Origin of the sequence: Haloplanus natans DSM 17983, assembly GCF_000427685.1 — an archaeon.
GTDB lineage: Archaea > Halobacteriota > Halobacteria > Halobacteriales > Haloferacaceae > Haloplanus > Haloplanus natans.
In genome coordinates, this window is record NZ_KE386573.1 from 354346 (window position 1) to 373120 (window position 18775).

At 66.9% G+C, this 18775-nt stretch carries 15 protein-coding genes and 3 pseudogenes; 6 read left to right on the top strand and 12 right to left on the bottom strand.

Going from position 1 to position 18775, the window contains the following annotated elements; all coding sequences use genetic code 11:
• Window positions 1-5 precede the first annotated feature (5 nt).
• The 3 genes and pseudogenes from HALNA_RS04215 to HALNA_RS04225 all read left to right on the top strand — a co-directional run.
• Window positions 6-584: pseudogene (locus tag HALNA_RS04215) on the top strand (secretion system protein); the annotation flags it as partial.
• Window positions 585-724: 140 nt separating this feature from the next.
• Entirely contained in the window at window positions 725-1087 is a 363-nt protein-coding gene (locus HALNA_RS04220; protein WP_084509896.1) for a hypothetical protein, read from the top strand.
• Window positions 1088-1342: 255 nt separating this feature from the next.
• Entirely contained in the window at window positions 1343-2932 is a 1590-nt protein-coding gene (locus HALNA_RS04225) for a pentapeptide repeat-containing protein (protein WP_049935136.1), read from the top strand.
• Between the two features lie 259 nt (window positions 2933-3191).
• Here HALNA_RS04225 and HALNA_RS04230 read toward each other — a convergent pair.
• Window positions 3192-4465, bottom strand: a pseudogene (locus tag HALNA_RS04230) (FAD-dependent oxidoreductase).
• A 198-nt stretch (window positions 4466-4663) separates the two neighbouring features.
• Here HALNA_RS04230 and HALNA_RS04240 point away from each other — a divergent pair.
• Complete coding sequence (locus HALNA_RS04240) at window positions 4664-6196, top strand: phytoene desaturase family protein (protein ID WP_049935140.1); 1533 nt, start codon at window positions 4664-4666, stop codon at window positions 6194-6196.
• On the opposite strand, the gene HALNA_RS04245 is transcribed toward HALNA_RS04240, so the two are convergent.
• A complete protein-coding gene (locus HALNA_RS04245) occupies window positions 6197-7246 on the bottom strand; it encodes a Brp/Blh family beta-carotene 15,15'-dioxygenase (RefSeq protein ID WP_049935141.1) in 1050 nt (349 codons plus the stop codon).
• Between the two features lie 128 nt (window positions 7247-7374).
• On the opposite strand from HALNA_RS04245, the gene HALNA_RS04250 reads away from it, so the two are divergent.
• Window positions 7375-8022, top strand: coding sequence for a helix-turn-helix domain-containing protein (locus HALNA_RS04250; RefSeq protein WP_049935142.1), 648 nt, complete (start codon window positions 7375-7377; stop codon window positions 8020-8022).
• 107 nt (window positions 8023-8129) lie between these two features.
• Here HALNA_RS04250 and HALNA_RS04255 read toward each other — a convergent pair whose 3' ends face one another.
• Entirely contained in the window at window positions 8130-8963 is an 834-nt protein-coding gene (locus HALNA_RS04255) for a bacteriorhodopsin (RefSeq protein ID WP_049935143.1), read from the bottom strand.
• Window positions 8964-9203: 240 nt separating this feature from the next.
• Between HALNA_RS04255 and HALNA_RS19795 the strand changes: the two genes are divergently transcribed.
• Window positions 9204-9365: a hypothetical protein gene (locus HALNA_RS19795; RefSeq protein ID WP_157573439.1), complete on the top strand. Its 162-nt coding sequence runs from the start codon at window positions 9204-9206 to the stop codon at window positions 9363-9365.
• Window positions 9366-9423: 58 nt separating this feature from the next.
• Here HALNA_RS19795 and HALNA_RS04260 read toward each other — a convergent pair whose 3' ends face one another.
• From HALNA_RS04260 to HALNA_RS04295, 9 genes and pseudogenes are all read right to left on the bottom strand, one after another.
• Window positions 9424-10077, bottom strand: a complete 654-nt coding sequence (locus HALNA_RS04260) for a hypothetical protein (protein WP_049935144.1) — start codon at window positions 10075-10077, stop codon at window positions 9424-9426.
• Between the two features lie 108 nt (window positions 10078-10185).
• Window positions 10186-11464, bottom strand: a pseudogene (locus tag HALNA_RS04265) (RNA-guided endonuclease InsQ/TnpB family protein).
• Window positions 11465-11587: a hypothetical protein gene (locus HALNA_RS21310; RefSeq protein ID WP_004971932.1), complete on the bottom strand. Its 123-nt coding sequence runs from the start codon at window positions 11585-11587 to the stop codon at window positions 11465-11467.
• Window positions 11588-11894: 307 nt separating this feature from the next.
• On the bottom strand, window positions 11895-12758 hold the full coding sequence (locus HALNA_RS04270; protein WP_245575989.1) for an ABC transporter permease: 864 nt from the start codon (window positions 12756-12758) through the stop codon (window positions 11895-11897).
• Window positions 12759-12763: 5 nt separating this feature from the next.
• Window positions 12764-13678, bottom strand: coding sequence for an ABC transporter permease (locus HALNA_RS04275; protein WP_049935145.1), 915 nt, complete (start codon window positions 13676-13678; stop codon window positions 12764-12766).
• Window positions 13675-14745, bottom strand: coding sequence for an ABC transporter ATP-binding protein (locus HALNA_RS04280; protein WP_084509898.1), 1071 nt, complete (start codon window positions 14743-14745; stop codon window positions 13675-13677). The genes HALNA_RS04275 and HALNA_RS04280 overlap by 4 nt, the downstream gene beginning before the upstream one ends.
• Before the next feature lie 9 nt (window positions 14746-14754).
• Window positions 14755-15822, bottom strand: a complete 1068-nt coding sequence (locus HALNA_RS04285) for an ABC transporter substrate-binding protein (protein ID WP_049935146.1) — start codon at window positions 15820-15822, stop codon at window positions 14755-14757.
• A 152-nt stretch (window positions 15823-15974) separates the two neighbouring features.
• Complete coding sequence (locus HALNA_RS04290) at window positions 15975-17363, bottom strand: cryptochrome/photolyase family protein (RefSeq protein WP_049935147.1); 1389 nt, start codon at window positions 17361-17363, stop codon at window positions 15975-15977.
• A 95-nt stretch (window positions 17364-17458) separates the two neighbouring features.
• Window positions 17459-18751 (bottom strand): RNA-guided endonuclease TnpB family protein, encoded by a 1293-nt coding sequence (locus HALNA_RS04295; RefSeq protein WP_049935148.1) that lies wholly within the window; start codon window positions 18749-18751, stop codon window positions 17459-17461.
• Window positions 18752-18775: the final 24 nt, after the last annotated feature.

Below are 18775 nucleotides of genomic sequence, written 5' to 3' on the forward strand. Positions count from 1 at the left end.
AGACGGAGTGGCTTGCTACTAATATATCTCGACTTTATACGGGCCACGGTGTCATCGGCACCACCCACGCCGAGAACGTGGAGACGCTGATCAACCGCGTCGTCGAACAGGGTCTCCCGCCCTATCTCCTGCGCGAAATCGACCTCGTGGTCTTCCCCCACCACGTCGACGACGACCGCTACGTCGCCGAGGCGGTCGAACTCCTGAGCGAAGCGGAGTACGAGGACCTCGACGGCGGGACGCTCCCGTCTGGCGTCGTCGAGAAGGGGGGTCGCACTCTCTGCTGGAACGTGGTCGCCCGCCGCGACACCGGGGGACGGTTCGAACTCGACTACGCCCATCCCCACCTCGACGACGGCCACCGCGCGCTCGGCTTCCGGCTGTTCCATCGCCTCGCCGACGCCACCGACCGCGAGGTGGAGGCCGTCGAGGACGAGTTCCACCGGAAACACCGCTACGTCCAGTATCTCGTCCAGGAGGGCATCGCCGACTTCGAGGAGCTGTTCGCGTTCGTCTCCGACCTGCGCACCGACGAGGCGGCGACGGTCGAACGGGCAAAGAGCGAGACGGCGAGTGACGACTGAGACGGACTACCGTAACTGTTTGCCGGCGGGCCCCCGAGACGACCCGGCGACCCGCTGGCACTCCCCGGACCGGTCCCCGCTCGGCCGCCGCGCCCGGGAAACGTAACGCACTTTTTACGCTGTGGATCGTACACGGAGTCGTGTCATCGAACCGTTCGTCTCCGTTTTTGACCGCCTCGGCGGTCATCGCGTTGTTCGGCTGTCTGCTCGCCACCGTGACGCCGGTCGTCGCCGGTGCGAGTCGCGCCTTCACCGGGAGCCTCGTCACGAGCGGGCTCCTCGGTGTCGTCTTCGCCGGCCAGAACCTGCGGCTGTATCGACGGCGTGCGTCCCCGTCAATCCCGGCGGCGACGCTGACCACCATCTTCGGCGGCTGGTTCATGCTCGCCCCGCTCATCTACGACGTGGGCTTCATTGCGACCGCCGGGACGCAACTCGGGGGCCTCCTCGTCTCGGCCTTTGCCCTGTATCTGCTCGTGGCCGCGATCGAGCCGTCGGACTGAGCGGACGAACGGGCGCCCTTCGATCGACCATCGAAAGCCTCCGCGTCGGGGTCGATGCGTCTCCCGTCGACTCATCAGGAGGCACTGTCGCACAACTATTATCAATATCTCAATGAATGGGGTAGTATGGCTGGGCCAGAGGGTCGTTGCGGATTCGTTTACACGACCTCGACCGATCCCACGTCGAGTTGCTGCTATCGTCCCACGTGGCGAGATCGGGAGCACTGTGTGTGGCACGCTGAAGCACCGGCTGAGGTGAAACCCGTCGACGAACTCGTCGCCGTCCGGGCACCTGCGTCGGTACGGGAGCTCAATGGCCCCTCCAGCCCTCGAGAGCTTCTGGATGGCGTCAGTATCCCCGATGTCGAGTTTCAGGATGGGACGGACTTCGCGGGTGTTTCTCTCCGGGAAAGTGATCTTTCAGGAGTTAACATTCGTAATGGCGACTTGCGCGATGCTACCGTCGCATTTAGTGACTTGACTGACGCCGATTTCCGTGGCGGTACACTCACTGCTATTGATTGCCGGGAAGCGACGCTGGCAGAGGCCGATCTTCGCTCGACTGATATGCGTAATGCGGATCTGTTCAACGCCGACGTTCGCGGTGCGCTTCTCGCCCAGGCAGAACTATCACACGCTGATCTGCGAGGCGTCGACGGCTCGGAGGCGGTGCTGAAGAAGGCAACACTGCAAGAGGCACGGATGGACGAAGCGACCTTCCCACGCGCCGACTTTCGAGAGGCCACGCTGGCCGATGCAGCGCTACCGAGTGGTGACTTTACCGACGCAGACTTCGCGGATGCGTCCCTCGACGACACCGTCCTCCGTGGAGCAACGTTGGAGCGAGCGAACCTACAGCACGCGACCATGAGAACCGCCGAACTTCTTGCAGCGGACCTGAAACGAGCAAATCTGCTTGGCGCGGATCTCACCGAGGCGTGGCTCGTCAAGGCCGACCTCTCACACTCTCATCTCGTCGATGCAACACTTCGGCACGTCGATTTGCAGTCCGCAACGCTTGCCGATGCCCGTCTGCAGGAGAGCGATTTCACCAATGCAAGCCTTCGAGACGCCACCCTTCGGAACTGCCAGGCCCGGGCTGCCTGCTTCGACCGAGCTACGTTGGCGGGTGCGGATCTCGCCGATATCGGATTGGCCGAAGCGACGCTGGTGGGGGCAAACATCGAGCGTGCCGTTCTCACACAGGCCGATCTGTTCGATGCTGACCTCCGACAAGCATGGTTCTACGGGGCGGTGCTCGCCGAAGCCCGCATCAACGAAGCGACCAACTTCGGCGAGCGCTGTGCGTACGACCCACGCTCGCGTACGGCCGGTGGGGAGGACGGCGCCGACCCGGACCTCGCCAAAGCCGCTGGCGCGTATCAGGAACTGGAGAAGCTTTGCCGAGAGAATGCCCTTACGCGCAGACAGGCCTACTACTTCGTTCGCAGAAAGGACATTCACCTTGCCCAACACCGGGCAGCTGGACGACGCGGTCGGACCATAGCTGCCCGGGCGTCTCGGTCGTTCACCCTCTACGGCGAGAGTCCGTGGCGTGTCTTGGGATTGATGAGCTTGGTTATCGTCGGTGCCGGCCTCGTTTATCCGATATTTGGGGTTCAATCCGCGGCGGGTGGAAACACGCTCCGGTATTCTTCCGAAATAGCCTCCTCCGTTCGGGCGCTCCTGGTTAGCTTGTATTTCAGCACGCTCACCTTCACGACCGGGTTCAGCGGATTTCGCCCGTTGGGACTCGGGCGAGTGGTAGCGACCGCCGAAACGCTTTCCGGAGCCATTCTGTTGGCGTTGCTGGTTTACGTGTTTGGTCGACGAGCGAGTCGATGAGTGCCCGTTCCGCCCGATCTACCGACCTGTTCGGGTCGTCTCGAACTTCGCACTAACGAGACGGCGACGGTCGAACGGAAGTGAGGAGACGAGAGACGCCCGCCGCCCCCAATTCAGTCGACCAGTCCCACGTCGTGCACGTGCCGGCGGAGCGCGGCCTCGCTCTCGAAGCGTTGGCCACAGACGTCACAGCGCAATTCAGTGTTTTCTGTTGACATGTGTCGCGGTACTCGACGGTGGCAAATGAGCGTTCCGCCGCTCACTCGAGTTCGGCGGCCGCCTCGCGGAACAGGCCGTCGAGTATCTCCGGCGTGGTGGGGTGGTACGCACGGTCGGGCACGTCCCGAACGTCGAGACCCATCTCGACGACCACCTGTGCCGTCTTCGCCATCACGTCAGCGTGGTAATAAATTCCCTGCCACCCGAGGACGGTGCCGTCGGTGCCGACCACGAGACGCGCCAGCCCTTCCGGGACGTTCTTGGTCCGGAACACGCCGTCGCTCGCCGTCTCACGAGTGACGACGACGTGATCGACCCCTGCCGCGCGTGCGGACGCGGCGGAGTGCCCTACTCGCGCGTAGGGGAGGACCCCCAGCCCCGAGAAGACGACGTGGTGGTGGACGTTCTCGTACGCGACGAGTGCGTCGCCGCGCCGGTGTCTGCCGATGTTCTCCGCGGCGGTCGTCCCGTGTTCCTTAGCGACGTGGAGGATGGGCTCCTTGCCGTTGGCGTCGACGACGACGAACACCCGGTCGTCGTCGCGGGCTTGCATCGTGTCCCGCACCCAGTCGGGGTCGGGGTCGAGCGACGTGTTCGACAGCCCCAGTCCGTCCAGGGCGGGCCGTCGCCCGGTGAACGTGACGAGACGGTCGGCGTCGATGGCCCGTTCCTCGCCGTTGCGCTCGACGGTCAGGCGGACGCCGGCCGCGGTGGACTCGACGCCTCGTTCGGTCGTCTCGGTCAGAATCTCGACGTCGAACTGCTCCCGGTAGTAGTCGAGGAGCGCGTCGCCGAAGGATGGGTCGGCCTCGTCCAGCGGGCGGGCGTCGTGTTCGACGACCGTGAGGTCCATCCCGCCCGCCTCGCTCAGGTAGGGGACGAGCTCCAGTCCGACGTATCCGAAGCCCATGACGACGCCCGAGTCGGGAAACGTCGTCGCGTCTAGGACGTCGGCGCTCGTCATCGGCTCGACGTCGTCGATCCCCGGAAGCGAGGGGCGGTTGACCGTCGAGCCGGTCGCGATCACGACATAGTCCGGTTCGACGTCTGGTCGCCGACGGCCAGGCGCCGGTCGTCGACGAAGCGGGCGGTCTCGCGAAGCAGTTCCACGCCGTCGCGGTCGGCGAGGCGGTCGACGGCGGCTCGTCGGTGCCCCGCGAAGGTCGCCGTATGTTCGTCCTTGCGGGCGACGACCGCCGCCGTGTCGACCGTCAGCAGGCCGTCGAGACGGGGGTCGTCACGGCTGGCATACCGGTGTTCGGCCGCCACGCCGGCACTTCCGTACGCACCGACGACCGCGACGTGTGTCGTCATAGCTCTACTCACGGGCCACCGACGTATTTATCCACGCCGTGGCGCGTCGCAGCGGTCGAGGGCCGTCGCGTGATCGCCGGTCGCCGACGAGCGGATAAAGACCCGTACAGCTCGGGGGCTGTCCTCTGTGCGACCGCGCCCGTACGTTCGCCACTGCGGTCGGCAGTCCGGGAACGACGCCGGCCGCGAGGTGACATCATGACGGGACTCGACTCCGAATCCGTCGTCGTCGTCGGCGCGGGGTTCGGCGGGCTCTCGGCCGCCTGCCACCTCGCCGACGCCGGGGCCGACGTGACGGTCATCGAGCGACGCGACCACCTCGGCGGCGTCGCCGGGCGCATCGAACGCGAGGGGTTCCGGTTCGACACCGGCCCGTCGTGGTACCTGATGCCCGAGGTCTTCGAGCGCTTCTTCGGGCGCTTCGGGCGCGATCCGTCCGACTACTACTCGCTGACGCGCCTCGATCCTCACTACCGCGTGTGCTGGAAGGACGGCGACAGCGCCGTCGTCCCCGCGGACCGCCCCGGACAGCGCGCGCTCTTCGAGTCCTACGAGTCGGGCGCCGGCGATGCGCTCGACGCCTATCTCGATGGCGCGGCCGAGGCGTACGAGGTGGGGATGGAGGAGTTCGTCTACGAACGCCGACCGCGCCTGCGCGACTGGATCGATCCGAGCCTGTTACGGGCGGCGCGCGGTGTCACCCTCCTCGGATCGATGGACGACCACGTCGGCGACTACGTCGACCACCCGAAGCTCAAGCAGGTACTGGAGTACACGCTCGTCTTCCTCGGCGGGTCGCCGTACAACACGCCCGCGCTCTACTCGCTGATGAGCCACGTCGACCTCGACCGCGGCGTCTACTACCCCGACGGTGGCATGGCGAGCGTCGTCGACGGCATCGCCCGGCTGGCGCGGGACCTCGGCGTCACGTTCGAGCGCGGGACGGCCGTGACGGGTATCGGGCCGACGGCCGACGGGATGGCGGTTCGGACGGCGGACGGCCGGCGGACGGTCGACCGAGTCGTCAGCAACGCCCCGCCGTCGTACACCGAGCGCGAGTTGCTCCCCGCGGGGGTCGGAGACCACGACCCCGACTACTGGGAGACGCGAACCTACGGCCCGTCGGCGTTCATGCTGTATCTCGGCGTCGAGGGTGAGCTGTCGGAGCTGGCCCACCACACACTCGTCCTCCCGACGGACTGGCGCCCGCATTTCGAGTCGATATTCGACCGGCCGGCGTGGCCCAGCGATCCGTCGTACTACGTGAACGTGCCATCGCGCACCGACGACGGCGTCGCGCCCGACGGCCACTCGACGGCCGTCGTCCTCGTGCCCATCGCGCCGGGCCTCGACGACGGTGCGGGACAGCGTGCGCGTTTCCGCGAGACGGTGCTCGACGACTTGGCCGCCCACGCGGGCGTCGACCTCCGCGACCGCATCGTCGTCGAGGAGTCGGCCTGTGTGACCGAGTTCGCCTCGATGGGCTACCCGCAGGGGACGGCGCTCGGACTCGCCCACACTCTCGGACAGACCGGGCCGTTCAGACCCGACCACCGGTCGGGGGCCGTCCCCGGCCTCTATTACACCGGCTCCTTCACCGACCCGGGTATCGGCGTGCCGATGTGTCTCATCAGCGGCGAACACGTCGCCGACGCGGTTCGCGAGGACGCCGCCGCGTCGGCGGACGGTGGCGCCGGGTCGCTCGTTCCTGTGGCGCTTCGCTCCGACTAGCTACGGGACGTGCCAGATGCCCCGCTCCCGGTCGAGGACGTTGCCGACGACGACGTGGGGGAGGGCAACGACGCTGATGAAGACGCTCCAGAAGGCGACGGCGCCGAGGCGGGGCGGCCCGGGAAGTGGGGTCGGGACGAGCACCCAGAAGGCGACTGCGACGGCGGCCGTCGCCAGCGCGCCCGCGACGAGGACGCCCCACGCCCGCAACGCCACGGTCCCCGTCGAGGCCTCGCGGCCGCCGAGCAGATCCGTCCCGTGGCCCGGCGCATCGTCCACGGCGAGTTCCCGCGCCACCTGCCTGACGGAGTACCAGCACGGGAAGTAGAGCCCGACGGCGACGACCACGGGGACGACGGCGAAGTAGGACACGAGCAACAGCGTCTCCAGGGCGTCGGCGGCCCACGACCCGGTGCCCGGCCGGCGGGCGAAGCCGAGGCCGAGGTGGGCGAGGACGGCCGCCCCGTAGAGCCCGCCGATCAACGGCCGCGTCACGTCGAAGTAGCCCGCGACCCCCGCGAGACCGCCGGGATCGACCATCGAAACCATCAGGCTGCTGAACGTATGAAACGTCGCCGGGAACGCGACGATGGGGACGGCCATCACCGCGCCGCCGCGCGCGATGACGGCGAGCAGTCGCTGGGGACGCGAGCGAAGGTGGCCGGTCCCCGTCGTCGCCCGCAGGACGTACAGGTCGCCGCCGCCACCTTTCAACACCGCGACGGTGATGGCCAGTGCCAGGCCGACCACCGGGGCGACGAGAAACAGGCCGACGAACGCGCCCGCGAGGAGGAGGTAGCCGGCGACGTATCGGCCACGGAACTCCATCGCCCGCCGACGAAGGTTCGCGAAGTGTTCGTAGCCGCCGTGTGGGAGGTTCAACGCCACCATCCCGACGAGATACACCGCGGCCTGGGTCCGAAGCGACACGGTGGTCCCGAGGCCACGGGTCACGGTGAACAGACAGACGAGTCCTGCGAGCGCCGCGCGCGAGAGCGTCACCGCCCCCGCGCCGACGCGCGTCGTCGCGTGGGTTCGGACGGAGCGCATACCTGCCTGTACGGTCCGGGGCGTGGTTGCCGCGGTCCCGTACAGTTTTGGGGCTTTTTATAAGACGTGTCGTCAGGTCGGTTCGTCCGCCACGGGGTTTATGACTCCCGAGCGGTGCATTCGGGACGATGCCAGACGGCGTCCGCGCGGAACTGGTGGTCCACGAACCGGCGAACTGCCCGCTCGCAGCGCTCGCCGACGAGAGCGACGCCCCCGTGACCGACGTGACGTGGGCGACGGGGGAGAACGCCACGGCCGAGGAGTTCCGGGTCGCGAGCGACGACACCGAGGCGGCCGCGGCCCTCGACGCCGTCACGCCCGTCGTCGATGTCGGCGAGGAGCGCGTCTATCGCTTCGAACGCGACTCCGACACCACCTGTGCCTGCGAACTCGTCGAATCGCTCGGCTCGCCCGTCGCGGACGTTCGGCTCGACGACGGCACGCTCGTCCTCACGCTCCATCTCGAAAGCGTCGACCGCCTGCGGACGGTGGTCGGCGAACTCTCCGACGCCGCCGAACGGGTGGAACTCAACTATCTCGTCCACACGGGGACGGCCGCGGTCGACGACGGCGATCCGACGGTCGTCGACCGGAACCGCCTTACCGACCGACAGCGCGATGTCGTCCGAACGGCTCACCGTATGGGCTATTTTTCGTATCCGCGCGAGGCCAACGCGACGGCCGTCGCCGACGAACTCGGGATCGGTCCCTCGACGTTCGCCGAACATCTCGCGGCCGCCCAGCGCACCCTCCTTGACGACCTGCTTCGCGAGTGAGCGGCCGACGGACCGCCGACCGGTTCATAGTGTTTATTGTAACTGGTTACCGCTGGATCGCTGGACCGTCTTGGCTACCCACCGGTACTGACTCACAACGAACAGTATCAGTCGTCCCCCGGGGCGGTCCCTCCCAGTGCGCCCCGCGTCGCCGAGACGACGCCCTCGTTCGCCGCGACCCACCGCAGGAGCAGGAACGAGAACACGTACTTCGCGAACACGTCGAGAATGGAGTAGCCCCACGACGTGAGCCCGACCGACCCCACGAGCGCGAGGCCCTCGACGCCGACGGCCCAGATGATCGGGTAGCCGAGCCAGAGCACGACTGTCAGCGCCCGGAGCGTTCCGAAAATCTCGTCGGTGCCCGCGGCCGTCGCCGACGCCGCCCACTCCGTCAACAGCGCGTAGAGGACGACGAGGAAGAACGTGCAGCTGACGGCGTAGAAGGCCCAGCGGAACAGATACGAGGAGGTCGTCAGCGCCGCTGCGAGCCCGGTCACGCACATGGCGATGTCCGCGGCGATGACGGTGAGCAGGCTTCCCGTATCCACGTCGGCGACTAGCCCGAGCGCGAGGAGGATCATCGGCGTCGACAGCGTCCACGTCAGATACCGACCCCACTGGCTCATCACTTCCTGGCCGGCGAGGGCGTGCCCCGCCGGCATCTCGATGAAGCCGACCGTCAGCCCGGAGAGCAGCGCCAGATAGCTCGAGATGGAGACCAGCGGGATCATGAGCGTCGCCCCCCAGACCAGCTTGGCGCGCTCGCTCGTCACGTTCCGGCCCATGTAGACGAAGAGGAGAATCGAGAGGCCGGCCAGCGCGACGTTGATCCACAGCGACGAACTGAGCAGCGGGTCACTCCGTACCGCCGACAGGGCGTCGGCCTGAGTGGCTTGAAGCAGTACGTCGAGTCCACGTGTGAGCGGTGGAGTGGGCATACAGGAACCGTTGGTTTCGTTCGTACAAATACCTGCCCTGAGCGGTGGGATTTTATTCGTCACTTGCACGTCCCACTGAAAAACGACACGAACGGTCGCTTCCGGCGGCTAGACGGCCGTTCGGCCGCACAGCGACGCGGATGCCGACCGGTTCACCGGCGCGGTGGCGTCCCGTTCATCGCTCGATGTCGTCCCGCGGAACGGTTTTAATCGTCCAGCTCTCACCATCTCGTGGGTGATGTGACCATGTGTCATCACTACGAGTACGAGAGCACGTCCTGGTGGGACGAACGCGCCGACGACGAACCGGCCGACGCCGAGGACGACGACTGGACACCCGAGGGCTTCGAGGAGGACCGCGACGTCGGGGTGGAACTGATCACCGACGGCGGCGACGAGTAGCGTCGGTCGCGGCCCGATCCCCCCTCCGATCTCGCCGTTTTTTGCCGGTGCCGCCCGCTCAGCGACGGATCGCGTACGGATCGAACACCGGCCGGGTGTCCGCGTCCAGCGGGCAGTCGTATCGCTCCCGGAGACGCTCCGCGAGCGCCGTCGACGGCCGAGTGAACAGGTAGACGACGCCGTACGGCCACGCGTACGACGACGCCTCCGGTGGATCGGGGTCGAGAAAGACCGCCTCGACGGCCGGTTCGCAGAGCCTCGGCACGGACGCGAACTCGGACTCGAGGGGGAGGAGTCCGGTCAGCACGTTCGGGACGAACGCGCCGTTCGGCAACGGGGCGCGTGGCTGGACGCCACAGACGCCGACGGGCGCCCCGTCCTCGGTCAGGACGGTGTACGCCGGCTCGGTCCGGTCGGGCGTCCAGCACTCGCGGGCCACCTCGGGCGGGTCGACGTCGACGGCGAAGGCGGTCCGAACCCGGTCGATCCGGTCGACGGCGGCCAGTCGCCACGGCTCCGTATCGTCGTCGGGGTCGCCGGCGAGCGTCGCCTCGATCAGGTCGCCGGTTTCGAGGCCGTCGACCGCCGGCTGGAGATCGCCGTAGCCGGACTGGTAGACGGAGTACAGCGTCGGCGAGTCGACGGCCTGTACGTTGACGTGGGGAACCGATTCGACGACGCGGTAGACTCGAAAGCGCCCCGACCGTTCCATACGGAGCGGCGGGGCCACGCCGACGTAGGCCTTTCGCGCTCACCGCGGCGCGTGGGTGACGCCGCCGTCGATCCGCATCGTCTCGCCGGTGACGTGAACTACCCCACCCTACCGCTCGCCTGACGGCTCGCGCTTGAGGATGGGGCTTCCTGCTTCCACGACGCGCTTTGCAGACACCGAAGTGTCCACGGGGACGCAGTCTCCACAGGCGTTGACGAATCGCTCTGCGATTCGTTCGCCAACCAGAAATCTTTGATTTCTGGTGACGTTGATTCGGAGCGTCCCGCTCCTAACCGCTTCATGATACCGCGAGAAAGAATGTTCCACGCCGCGTTTGCGTCTCTGTCTACCTCGAACCCACACGCCGGACAGGAGTGTTCACGGACCCACAACGGTTTCTCTGTCGAAACGCCACAGGACGCACACTCTTTGGTCGTTCCGCGCGGATTCACCGCGACGAAGTGCGTCCCTTCGCGTTCGCACTTGTATTCAAGCATCCGCAGGAACGTTCCCCACGCCGCCCCCGCTCGATTCCGCGAGTTGCCCGGTAGTTCGACCAAGCCCTTCGTGTCGAGGTCTTCCACCGCCACGAGGTCGTATTCTCGGGCGTAGTAGTTCGACAGCTTGTGAAGAAAGTCGCGGCGCTTGTTCTTGAGGTCGGCGTGGCGTTCTGCCACGACCCGACGCTGTTTCTCCCAATTCGCGGAACCGTGCTGTTTCCGTGAGAGGTCGCGCTGTGAGCGTTCCAAACGTTCGCGTTCGTCGGACAGGTCAAGGGATTCGACGGCGGTTCCGTCGGTGTCGTGGGCGTACTTGAGAATCCCCACGTCGATACCGACGCACCCCCCAGGACTCTCCGGTTTCTCCGGCGGGTCGTTGGGCATCTCGACGCCAAGAATAGCGTACCACTTCCCGGTGGGTTCTTGCTTGACCGTGACAGTCTTGATTTCGGCGTCGTCGGGCAACTCACGGTGGAAAGTGAGCGGGATTTCTCCGAGTTTCGAGAGCCACAGACGAGTCCGACCGCTCGTGTTCTTGAGCTTGAAGCCGGATTGACTGTAGGTGAAACTGCGGTACTCGCCCGGTGCCTTCCACTTGAGCGTGCCGACGCGGTAGCCGTTCTCTTTGCGCCCACGGAGTGTGGAGAGGTTGTCGTACAGGCGTTGCACGACTTTCTGAAGGACCTTTCAGTGAACTTGTTTCAGGTCGTTCCACCACTTCTTGAGACTTGGCAAGAGTTTTTGCTCGCTGTATGCCGAAGTATCGTCGGTTCGGTTGAGTCGGTGGAGGAAGTGGTTGTAGACCTGTCTACAGGTATCGACAGTCCACGATAACTGCTCTTCGAGAGCGTCGGACGGCGGAGTCGATACCTGTAGTTGTAGTTCATCTACGAGCGTTCTTCGATGAGTTCGTCAAGTTTCTCTTGGACGAACGACGAGAGGTTGAGATGGTTGTCCTCAACCCACTCGGCTTGGTCGTCGCGGATAGAGATGTTCTTGCGCGTTGCCACACCACAATATACACAAACTACACAAATAGGAGTTGCGATCGCGTGGGCCTGTGGGCCGAGCGTCGCACGTGTTTGGTACTCGGGCGGCGCTGTATCCCCACCCTACTCGCTCCCTTTAGTCGCTCGTTGAGGAAGGGACCTTAGCGCCTCAATTCGGGTAAAGGACCCCGCGGGGCCCCGCGACCGTCCTACAGTCGGCCGTTCTGCCGGATTGAACTACGAGCCCACGTCGAGGTAGACTCCCGGCGATCATAGGGCACGGTCGACGTTCCCGCCGGATAGGAATCGGAGCGGTGGCGAGTGCGCGTCAGGTCGGTGGCTCCAGACTGGCAGCGGCCGCGGCCACGGCGCCACTGAGCAGGAGGACGAGCACGCTCGCGGCGTTGAGGAAACTCGTCGCCCCGATGCGGACTTTCCCGTAGATTTCGAGGGGCATCGTCGTCACGCCGCTGCCCGCGAGGAAGAAGGTGAGCAGGAACTCGTTGAACGAGAGCGCGAAACAGAACAGGACGGAAGCGACGAGCGCGGGCCAGAGCCGCGGGAGGGTGACGGTCCGGAAGACGGTCGCGCCGTCGGCGCCGAGGTCACGCGCCGCCTCGGCGACGCGGTCGTCGAGGGTGGCGTACCGGGACGCGACGAGGAACGTACTGAACGGCAACACCCAGTAGAGATGGCCGGCGACGACGGGTCCGAGGCCGAATCCGAGACCGACCCGGCCGGCGGCGACGCCGATACCCAGCGCGACGACGACGGTCGGGACGAACAGCGGGATGGCGACGACGAGGGCGACGCCGGCCCGGAACCAGGCCGGCAGTCGCCCCCGGACGATGGTGCGAGCCGCGAGGAGGCCGAGAGCCGTCCCGACGACGGCGGCGACGGCACCGATGGCGGTACTGGTCACGAGCCCGCGGACGAACCGCCCGTCGGTCAGTACCGCCCCGTACCACCGGAGTGTCGCGCCCTCCAGCGGGATCGACGGCTGTGACGCCGGCGCCAGCGACAGGTAGCCGACGACGAGGACCGGGCAGTACAGAAAGAGCGCGGTCAGGACGACCGTAGCCCGGAAGAACCCGCCGCGAACGGTGGTGACGGCGTGGCGGCGGATACGTCCGTCTGCCCGGAGTCGGGAGGCGTCGCCATCCTCGACTGCCGGTTCGGAGCCCTCACCCACGACGATCACCACCGTTTGAGTTCCGCGCGCACGTCGGTCGAGAGCGCGCCGACCCCGAACCCCACGAGAACGACGGCGAGAAAGGCCACCGAGAGCGCCGCCGCGAACGGATAATCGAGGACATCGTAGAACTGCGTCGTGATGATCTGGGCGATCATCTGTTCGGACGGCGCCGCGAGGATCTGTGGCGTCGCGTACGCGCCGGCGATTCGGGCGTAGACGATGAGCGCGCCGGCGACGGCGCCGGCGTACGTCTCCGGGACGACGACGTCGAGGAAGACCCGCAGACTCCCGGCCCCCAAGTCGCGGGCGGCCTCGACCTGCCGGTAGTCGAGGCGCTCCATGGAGACGTACATCGTGAGGAGGACGTAGGGGAGGTAGATGTGGACGAAGCCGAGGCCGAGCGAGAGGCCGGGCAGTTCGAGCGCCCCGACGCCGACCCCCGAGGCGGTCCGGAGCAGGTCGAGCGGTCGATCCACGACCCCGAGTCCCGTCAGCACCGTGTTCACGACGCCCTCGCTCGCCAGGATCCACACCCACGTGTAGTTGAGGACGACGTAGTTCAGCCACAGCGGCAGGGTAAACGAGACGAGAACGGGGAGTCGGTAGCGAGCGGGACAGCGGTGGGCGAGCCAGTAGGTCACCGGGTACGCGATGGCCAGACAGACCAGGGTGACGACGACGCCGATGCCGAGCGACCGGAACATGACTGCCGGGTAGACGCTCCCGCCGAGGTCCGCGTAGTTCGACAGCGTCACCGGCGGACTGACGCTCTCGACGAGCAGGACGAGCAGGGGAACGACGCCGAGTGCGGTCGCCAGAAGCGCCGGGAGCGCGGCGAGGGCGGCGTCGGCGAGCGCCCGCCGCCGGTCGCGGTCGACCGGGAGCGGAATCCACCGCCGGTCGGTCTCGCCGCTCATCCCCGCCCTCCAGTCTTCGGAGCCGGTCCCGCCTCACCGTCGACCACCGCCGCGTCGGCGACGTCGAGGCCGACGGCGTCGTCAACGGCGGCGCGGTCGTCGGTTCCGCTCCGGACGCGCACCGTCTCGCCGGTATCGAGACCGATCGCGTACTCCTCGAAGGCGCCCTTGTACTCGACGCTCCGGACCGTCCCGGTGAGGGTCCCGCCGTCGAGGCGAAGATCCTCCGGCCGGATCATGACCGTCACGCCGCCGGCGGTCGACTGGTCGTCGTCGACGGCGGCGTCGAACCGGCCACCGCCGGCCGCGACGGTAACGCGGTCGGTCCGACGCTCCCGAACCGAGGCCGACAGGAGGTTGGCGTCGCCGAGGAAGTCGGCGACGAAGGCCGTCCTCGGGCGGGTGTAGAGCGCTTCGGGCGGCCCCCGTTCGACGACGCGGCCGTCACGCATCACCGCCAGCCGGTCGGACATGCTCATCGCGCTCTCCTGGTCGTGAGTGACGTAGAGGAAGGTCGTGCCCACGTCGCGCTGTATCCGGCGGAGTTCGGTCCGCATCTCCGTCCGTAGCGTCCGGTCGAGCGACGAGAGGGGTTCGTCGAGCAGGAGTACCGCCGGCTCGTTGACGAGCGCACGCGCCAGCGCGACCCGTTGACGCTGGCCCCCCGACAGGTCGGCCGGATCGCGCTCGCCGAAGTCCGCGAGCCCGACCGTCGACAGCATCTCCACGACGCGCTCCTGACGGTCCGGCTTCGGGACGCCGTCACGGGCGAGGCCGTACCCCACGTTCTCCGCGACGGTCATGTGTGGAAAGAGCACGAGGTCCTGAAACACGAGGTTGGTGTCACGTGCCCGGGGCGGCCGCTCCGTCACGTCCCGCCCGTCGAGTTCGACTCGCCCGGCGGTCGGCGACTCCAGCCCGGCAAGCATCCGCAGGGTCGTCGTCTTCCCACACCCCGACGGGCCGACGAGCGAGAAGAACTCGCCGGCCGCTATCGAGAGCGACAAGTCGGAGACGGCCGTCGTCCCGCCGAACCGTTTGGTCAGGCCGTCGGTGCGCAGGATCATCGTCGGTCGTTACGACCCGGCGGCGCTTTTGGCCTCGCTCCACACCTGCGCGTACCGCTCGATCAGGGACTGTGGCTTGGGGTCCTCGTAGATGAACCGGTCGGGGTCGTCGAGGCCGAACGCCGCCCGTTCGACGTCGTTCGCCTCGAACACGCGCGCGTTCGGGATCGCGATGTTCGACGGCGCCATCAGCGACTCGTAGCCCATTCCGGCGTGCCACTCCTGAACGAACCGGTGTGCGGCCTCGACGTTCTCGGCGCCCTCGGGGATACAGAACTGGATGAACCACGCCTTGGTCCCCTCTTCGGGGTACACCCGCTCGACCGGCACGTCGCTTTCCTGCATCGACGAGATGACGTAGTTCCAGACCGGCTGGATCGCCACCTCGCCCGAGCGGAGCAACTGTTCGGACTCGCCGCCCGACGACCACAGGCCGCCCGCAAGGTCGACGTGTCTGGCGAGACGGTCCCGGGTCGCCGCGAAGTCCACCGCCTCGGCGCTCGTCGGATTGAGGGGCTCCGCCCCGAAGGCCGCTCGCTCGTACAGGAACTGCAGGCGGGCGTCGTCCCGACCGCCGATCCGGCCCGCGTACGCCTCGTCGAAGAGGGCGCGGAGGCTGGTCACGTCGTCGTCGACGGCGTCGGTGTTGACCGCGAGGGGCGTCTGCCCGAACGACCGCGGGACGCCGTACACGTCGCCGTCGGCCCGGAAGTAGTCCCGCTTCACCACGTCGAAGATGTCGTCGTACGCCGGCACCCGATCGAGGTCGACCGGCCGGAGCAGTCCCTCGTCTATCGCTGGCGGGACGGCGTAGTTGCCGAGGCCGACGAGGTCGTGATCCGACCGCCCCGAGCGGAGCAAGGAGAGGTTCTGTGCCGAACTCTGTGCGGCCTGGAGTTCGACCGTGATTCCGGTCTCGGACTCGAACTCCTCCAGTACCCCGTCGGCGTACACGTAGTTCCAGTCCAGCAGCCGGAGGGTAGAGTCGTCGCTGCCGCCGCCGGCGCCGAGACAACCGGTCCCGACCGCCGCCGCTCCCGTCCCGATGCCGGCGAGGTAGTGCCTCCGAGTGAGCATCGCCTCCCGTTACGACTAGATCGTAATAAACCAACTGCGGGGCGTGTTAGTACCCCACGACTGACGCCGTGGGCCTTCGCCTCGCCTATCCGCGACCCCGCCGGAGCCGTCCGTCCGTGGCGCGGCCCGGCACCTCGGCGTGCCGGACCATCTCAGCGCTTGCCGAGCGCCCGCTCGAAGACGCGCTGGGCCCGTTCGTACCCCTCGTTGCGGTCGACGATGGGGTGTGGGTAGTCGGGTGCGAGCGACTCGCGCTCGCTCCGCGACAGCGTCGGCCAGTCGACGATCCTTCTCGCCGGGACGCCCCGCAGTTCGGGAACGTACTCCGTGACGAACGCCGCACCGTCGTCGTACTTCGACATCTGACTCACGGGATCGAAGATGCGCACGTCCACGGAGTCGGTGCCCGTCGACGCGATCCACTGCCAGTTGCCGTTGTTCGACGCGTAGTCGTGGTCGAGCAGTTTCCGCTGGAAGTGACGCGCCCCGCGACGCCAGTCGATCAACAGGTGTTTCGTGAGGAAGCTCGCGACAACCTGCCGCGGGCGGTTGTGAACGTACCCCTCCCGCTCCAGTTGGCGCATCCCCGCGTCGACGAGGGGGTAGCCCGTCTCGCCCGCCGCCCACGCCTCGAACGCGTCATCGTCCTCGCGCCACTCGATCTCGTTGGGGAACGACTCGTAGTTTGCCTCCCCGAGGTCGGGGTTGTGATACAGCAGGTGGTAGTTCTGTTCGCGCCACGAGAGCTCGTACCGGAACTTGTCGACGTTCCGCGCTTCGCCCCCGGTCACCGCGTCGTACACGTCGGTGGCGTCGGCCCACACCTCCCGAACCCCGATCATTCCGGCGGCGAGATACGGCGAGAGCCGGGAGACCGCCGCCGTCGGCGCCTCGACCGCCAGTGCGAGGTCGTCGCGCGTATCGTTATAACTGTAGATACCCGCGTCGAGGAAGTCGTCGTACCGCTCACGGGCGGCCGCGTAGCCCGCCTCGGGAAGGTCGATATCGACCGCCGAAACCGGGACGGTCGTGCTGTCGCTCATGTCCGCGAGCGACTCGGGGGCCGGTTCGCCGGCCGGCGGCGTCTTCGGGACTCGCTGCCAGTCGTCGTGGAACAGGCTGTGATTCGGATACGCCGCGTCGAGTCGCCCCGGATCGACGAGGACGAGGTCGGTCCACGACTCGGTGTCGACGCCCGCGGCCCCGAGCGCCCGTTCGACGCTCCGTTGTCGGGCCCGCCGGGCGGGACGGTAGCCCTCGGCGTAGCCGACGGTATCGACGCCGAACTCCTCGGCGAGGTCGGTCAGTACGTCACCCGGCGTCCCGCTCCGGACGAGCAGATCGCTTCCGAGTTCGCGGTACCGCTCTTTGAGCGCCCGGACACCCCGCATGAAGAAGGCACGCTGTCGCTTTCCGATCGTTCCTAACGCTTCGGGGTCGTAGACGTACACCGGAACGACGGGGTCGTCGCGTCCCGCCATCGCCGCCAGTCCCACGTTGTCCCGCGTCCTGAGATCGTGCTGATGCCAGTACAGGTGCATGCGTGGGGAACGGACTCGATACACGAGTACCCGCCGAAACGTCCACCCACCGTTGCACTCAATTGGCCGGGGCCGTACCCTCACACGTGACATCCTCACCCGCCGTGAACGGCGGGGCTTCCTACAAGAGAAGGCTCGCTACGCGAGGAAGTTTCGGAACTGTACGCCGAGAGGGTCGTCTGTCGGGATTTCCGACTCGCCCCTCGGTGTCCCGTGGTGCTGTCACAAGCACTCCCGTCCCGTGGCAAGTCATCGCCCGCCGGTTTCCAAGGCAGGCTCTCTCCCCACGGGTCGAGGCGACCGGCGATGTTGGCCGCCGCGTTGATGTCCGCTTGGTACTCCGTCACCCAACACTCCGCGTTCGTGCATCGGAACGCCGCCTGCGACGACCGCGACCCGATGTGGCCGCAAGCGTGGCACGTCTGACTCGTGTACGCCGGATTTACCGTCCGCACCGGGATACCCGCTTCGAGGGCTTTGTCCTCGATGCGGCCGGTAAGACGTGCAAACGCCCAGTTGTGGAGGCGGCGGTTCATCCACGCGCCGTAATCCAGATGCTCACGGATGTACGACAGGTCTTCGAGGACGATAACCGGATTCTCGAACTGTTGGGCGTACTCGACGGCTTGTCGAGACGCCTTCTCCACGATGTCCGTGAGGGCGTTTTGGTAGTAGTCGAACCGTTCGTCTACGCGCCACTGGGCGGCCTCACGCTCTTGGAGGCGCTTCAGCGTGGTGTGCATCTCCTTTCGGAGGTGTCGGGCACGCCCCCCGTCGAACAGCATAGGGTCGCTCGGAGTACCGTCCTGACAGGCACAGCCCGTCAGGAGTTTGGATTCACCGATGTCGAAGCCGACCGGCGTCGGGTCGTCCGGCTCCTCTGGTTCCGCAACCTCGTACTCAATGGTGACGTGAAGCACCCATGTCGTCCGGTGTTCTTGCAGTCGGAACTCGCCGACCGACACGTCACCGTCGAGCAGGTCATCCCACGACTCCCGCTGAGCGGGGTTGATGCGGAGTGGAATCCAGAAGGCGTTGCCACGTCCGGCCTGCGGAACGCGCCAGCAGAACTCGTGCGTTCTGTCCTCGGAGTGGTCAAGTGTCCATCCCCGGTTCGTGAATCGGACGGGATGGTCGTCCTCCAACTCCGAAGCGTTGTACGTGTCGCGGAGTTGCGGGACGTAGTTCTTGAGCGCGTCCTTCGCGTAGGACGTGAGAGTGTAGCCAGTAACGACATCGTTGACCGCCGTTTGCGTGTCCGCGCTACTCTCGAACGCATCGTCAAGAGCGCGGCGGTACGTCGCCACGGTGCGCTGAAGCCGACGCTCTTTGTGCGCCGTCGGCGGCGCGAGCGTGGCTTCGAGCGTTTTCGTGGCGGTGGCGGTCATCCGACAGTACCACTTACAACCCGA

Bases quoted from the DNA above. Each gene is read 5' to 3' on its own strand.
- HALNA_RS04240 (WP_049935140.1), top strand. From the start codon at position 4,664: ATGACGGGACTCGACTCCGAATCCGTCGTCGTCGTCGGCGCGGGGTTC.
- HALNA_RS04245 (WP_049935141.1), bottom strand. From the start codon at position 7,246: ATGCGCTCCGTCCGAACCCACGCGACGACGCGCGTCGGCGCGGGGGCG.
- HALNA_RS04250 (WP_049935142.1), top strand. From the start codon at position 7,375: ATGCCAGACGGCGTCCGCGCGGAACTGGTGGTCCACGAACCGGCGAAC.
- HALNA_RS04255 (WP_049935143.1), bottom strand. From the start codon at position 8,963: ATGCCCACTCCACCGCTCACACGTGGACTCGACGTACTGCTTCAAGCC.
- HALNA_RS04260 (WP_049935144.1), bottom strand. From the start codon at position 10,077: ATGGAACGGTCGGGGCGCTTTCGAGTCTACCGCGTCGTCGAATCGGTT.
- HALNA_RS04275 (WP_049935145.1), bottom strand. From the start codon at position 13,678: ATGAGCGGCGAGACCGACCGGCGGTGGATTCCGCTCCCGGTCGACCGC.
- HALNA_RS04280 (WP_084509898.1), bottom strand. From the start codon at position 14,745: ATGATCCTGCGCACCGACGGCCTGACCAAACGGTTCGGCGGGACGACG.
- HALNA_RS04285 (WP_049935146.1), bottom strand. From the start codon at position 15,822: ATGCTCACTCGGAGGCACTACCTCGCCGGCATCGGGACGGGAGCGGCG.
- HALNA_RS04290 (WP_049935147.1), bottom strand. From the start codon at position 17,363: ATGCACCTGTACTGGCATCAGCACGATCTCAGGACGCGGGACAACGTG.
- HALNA_RS04295 (WP_049935148.1), bottom strand. From the start codon at position 18,751: ATGACCGCCACCGCCACGAAAACGCTCGAAGCCACGCTCGCGCCGCCG.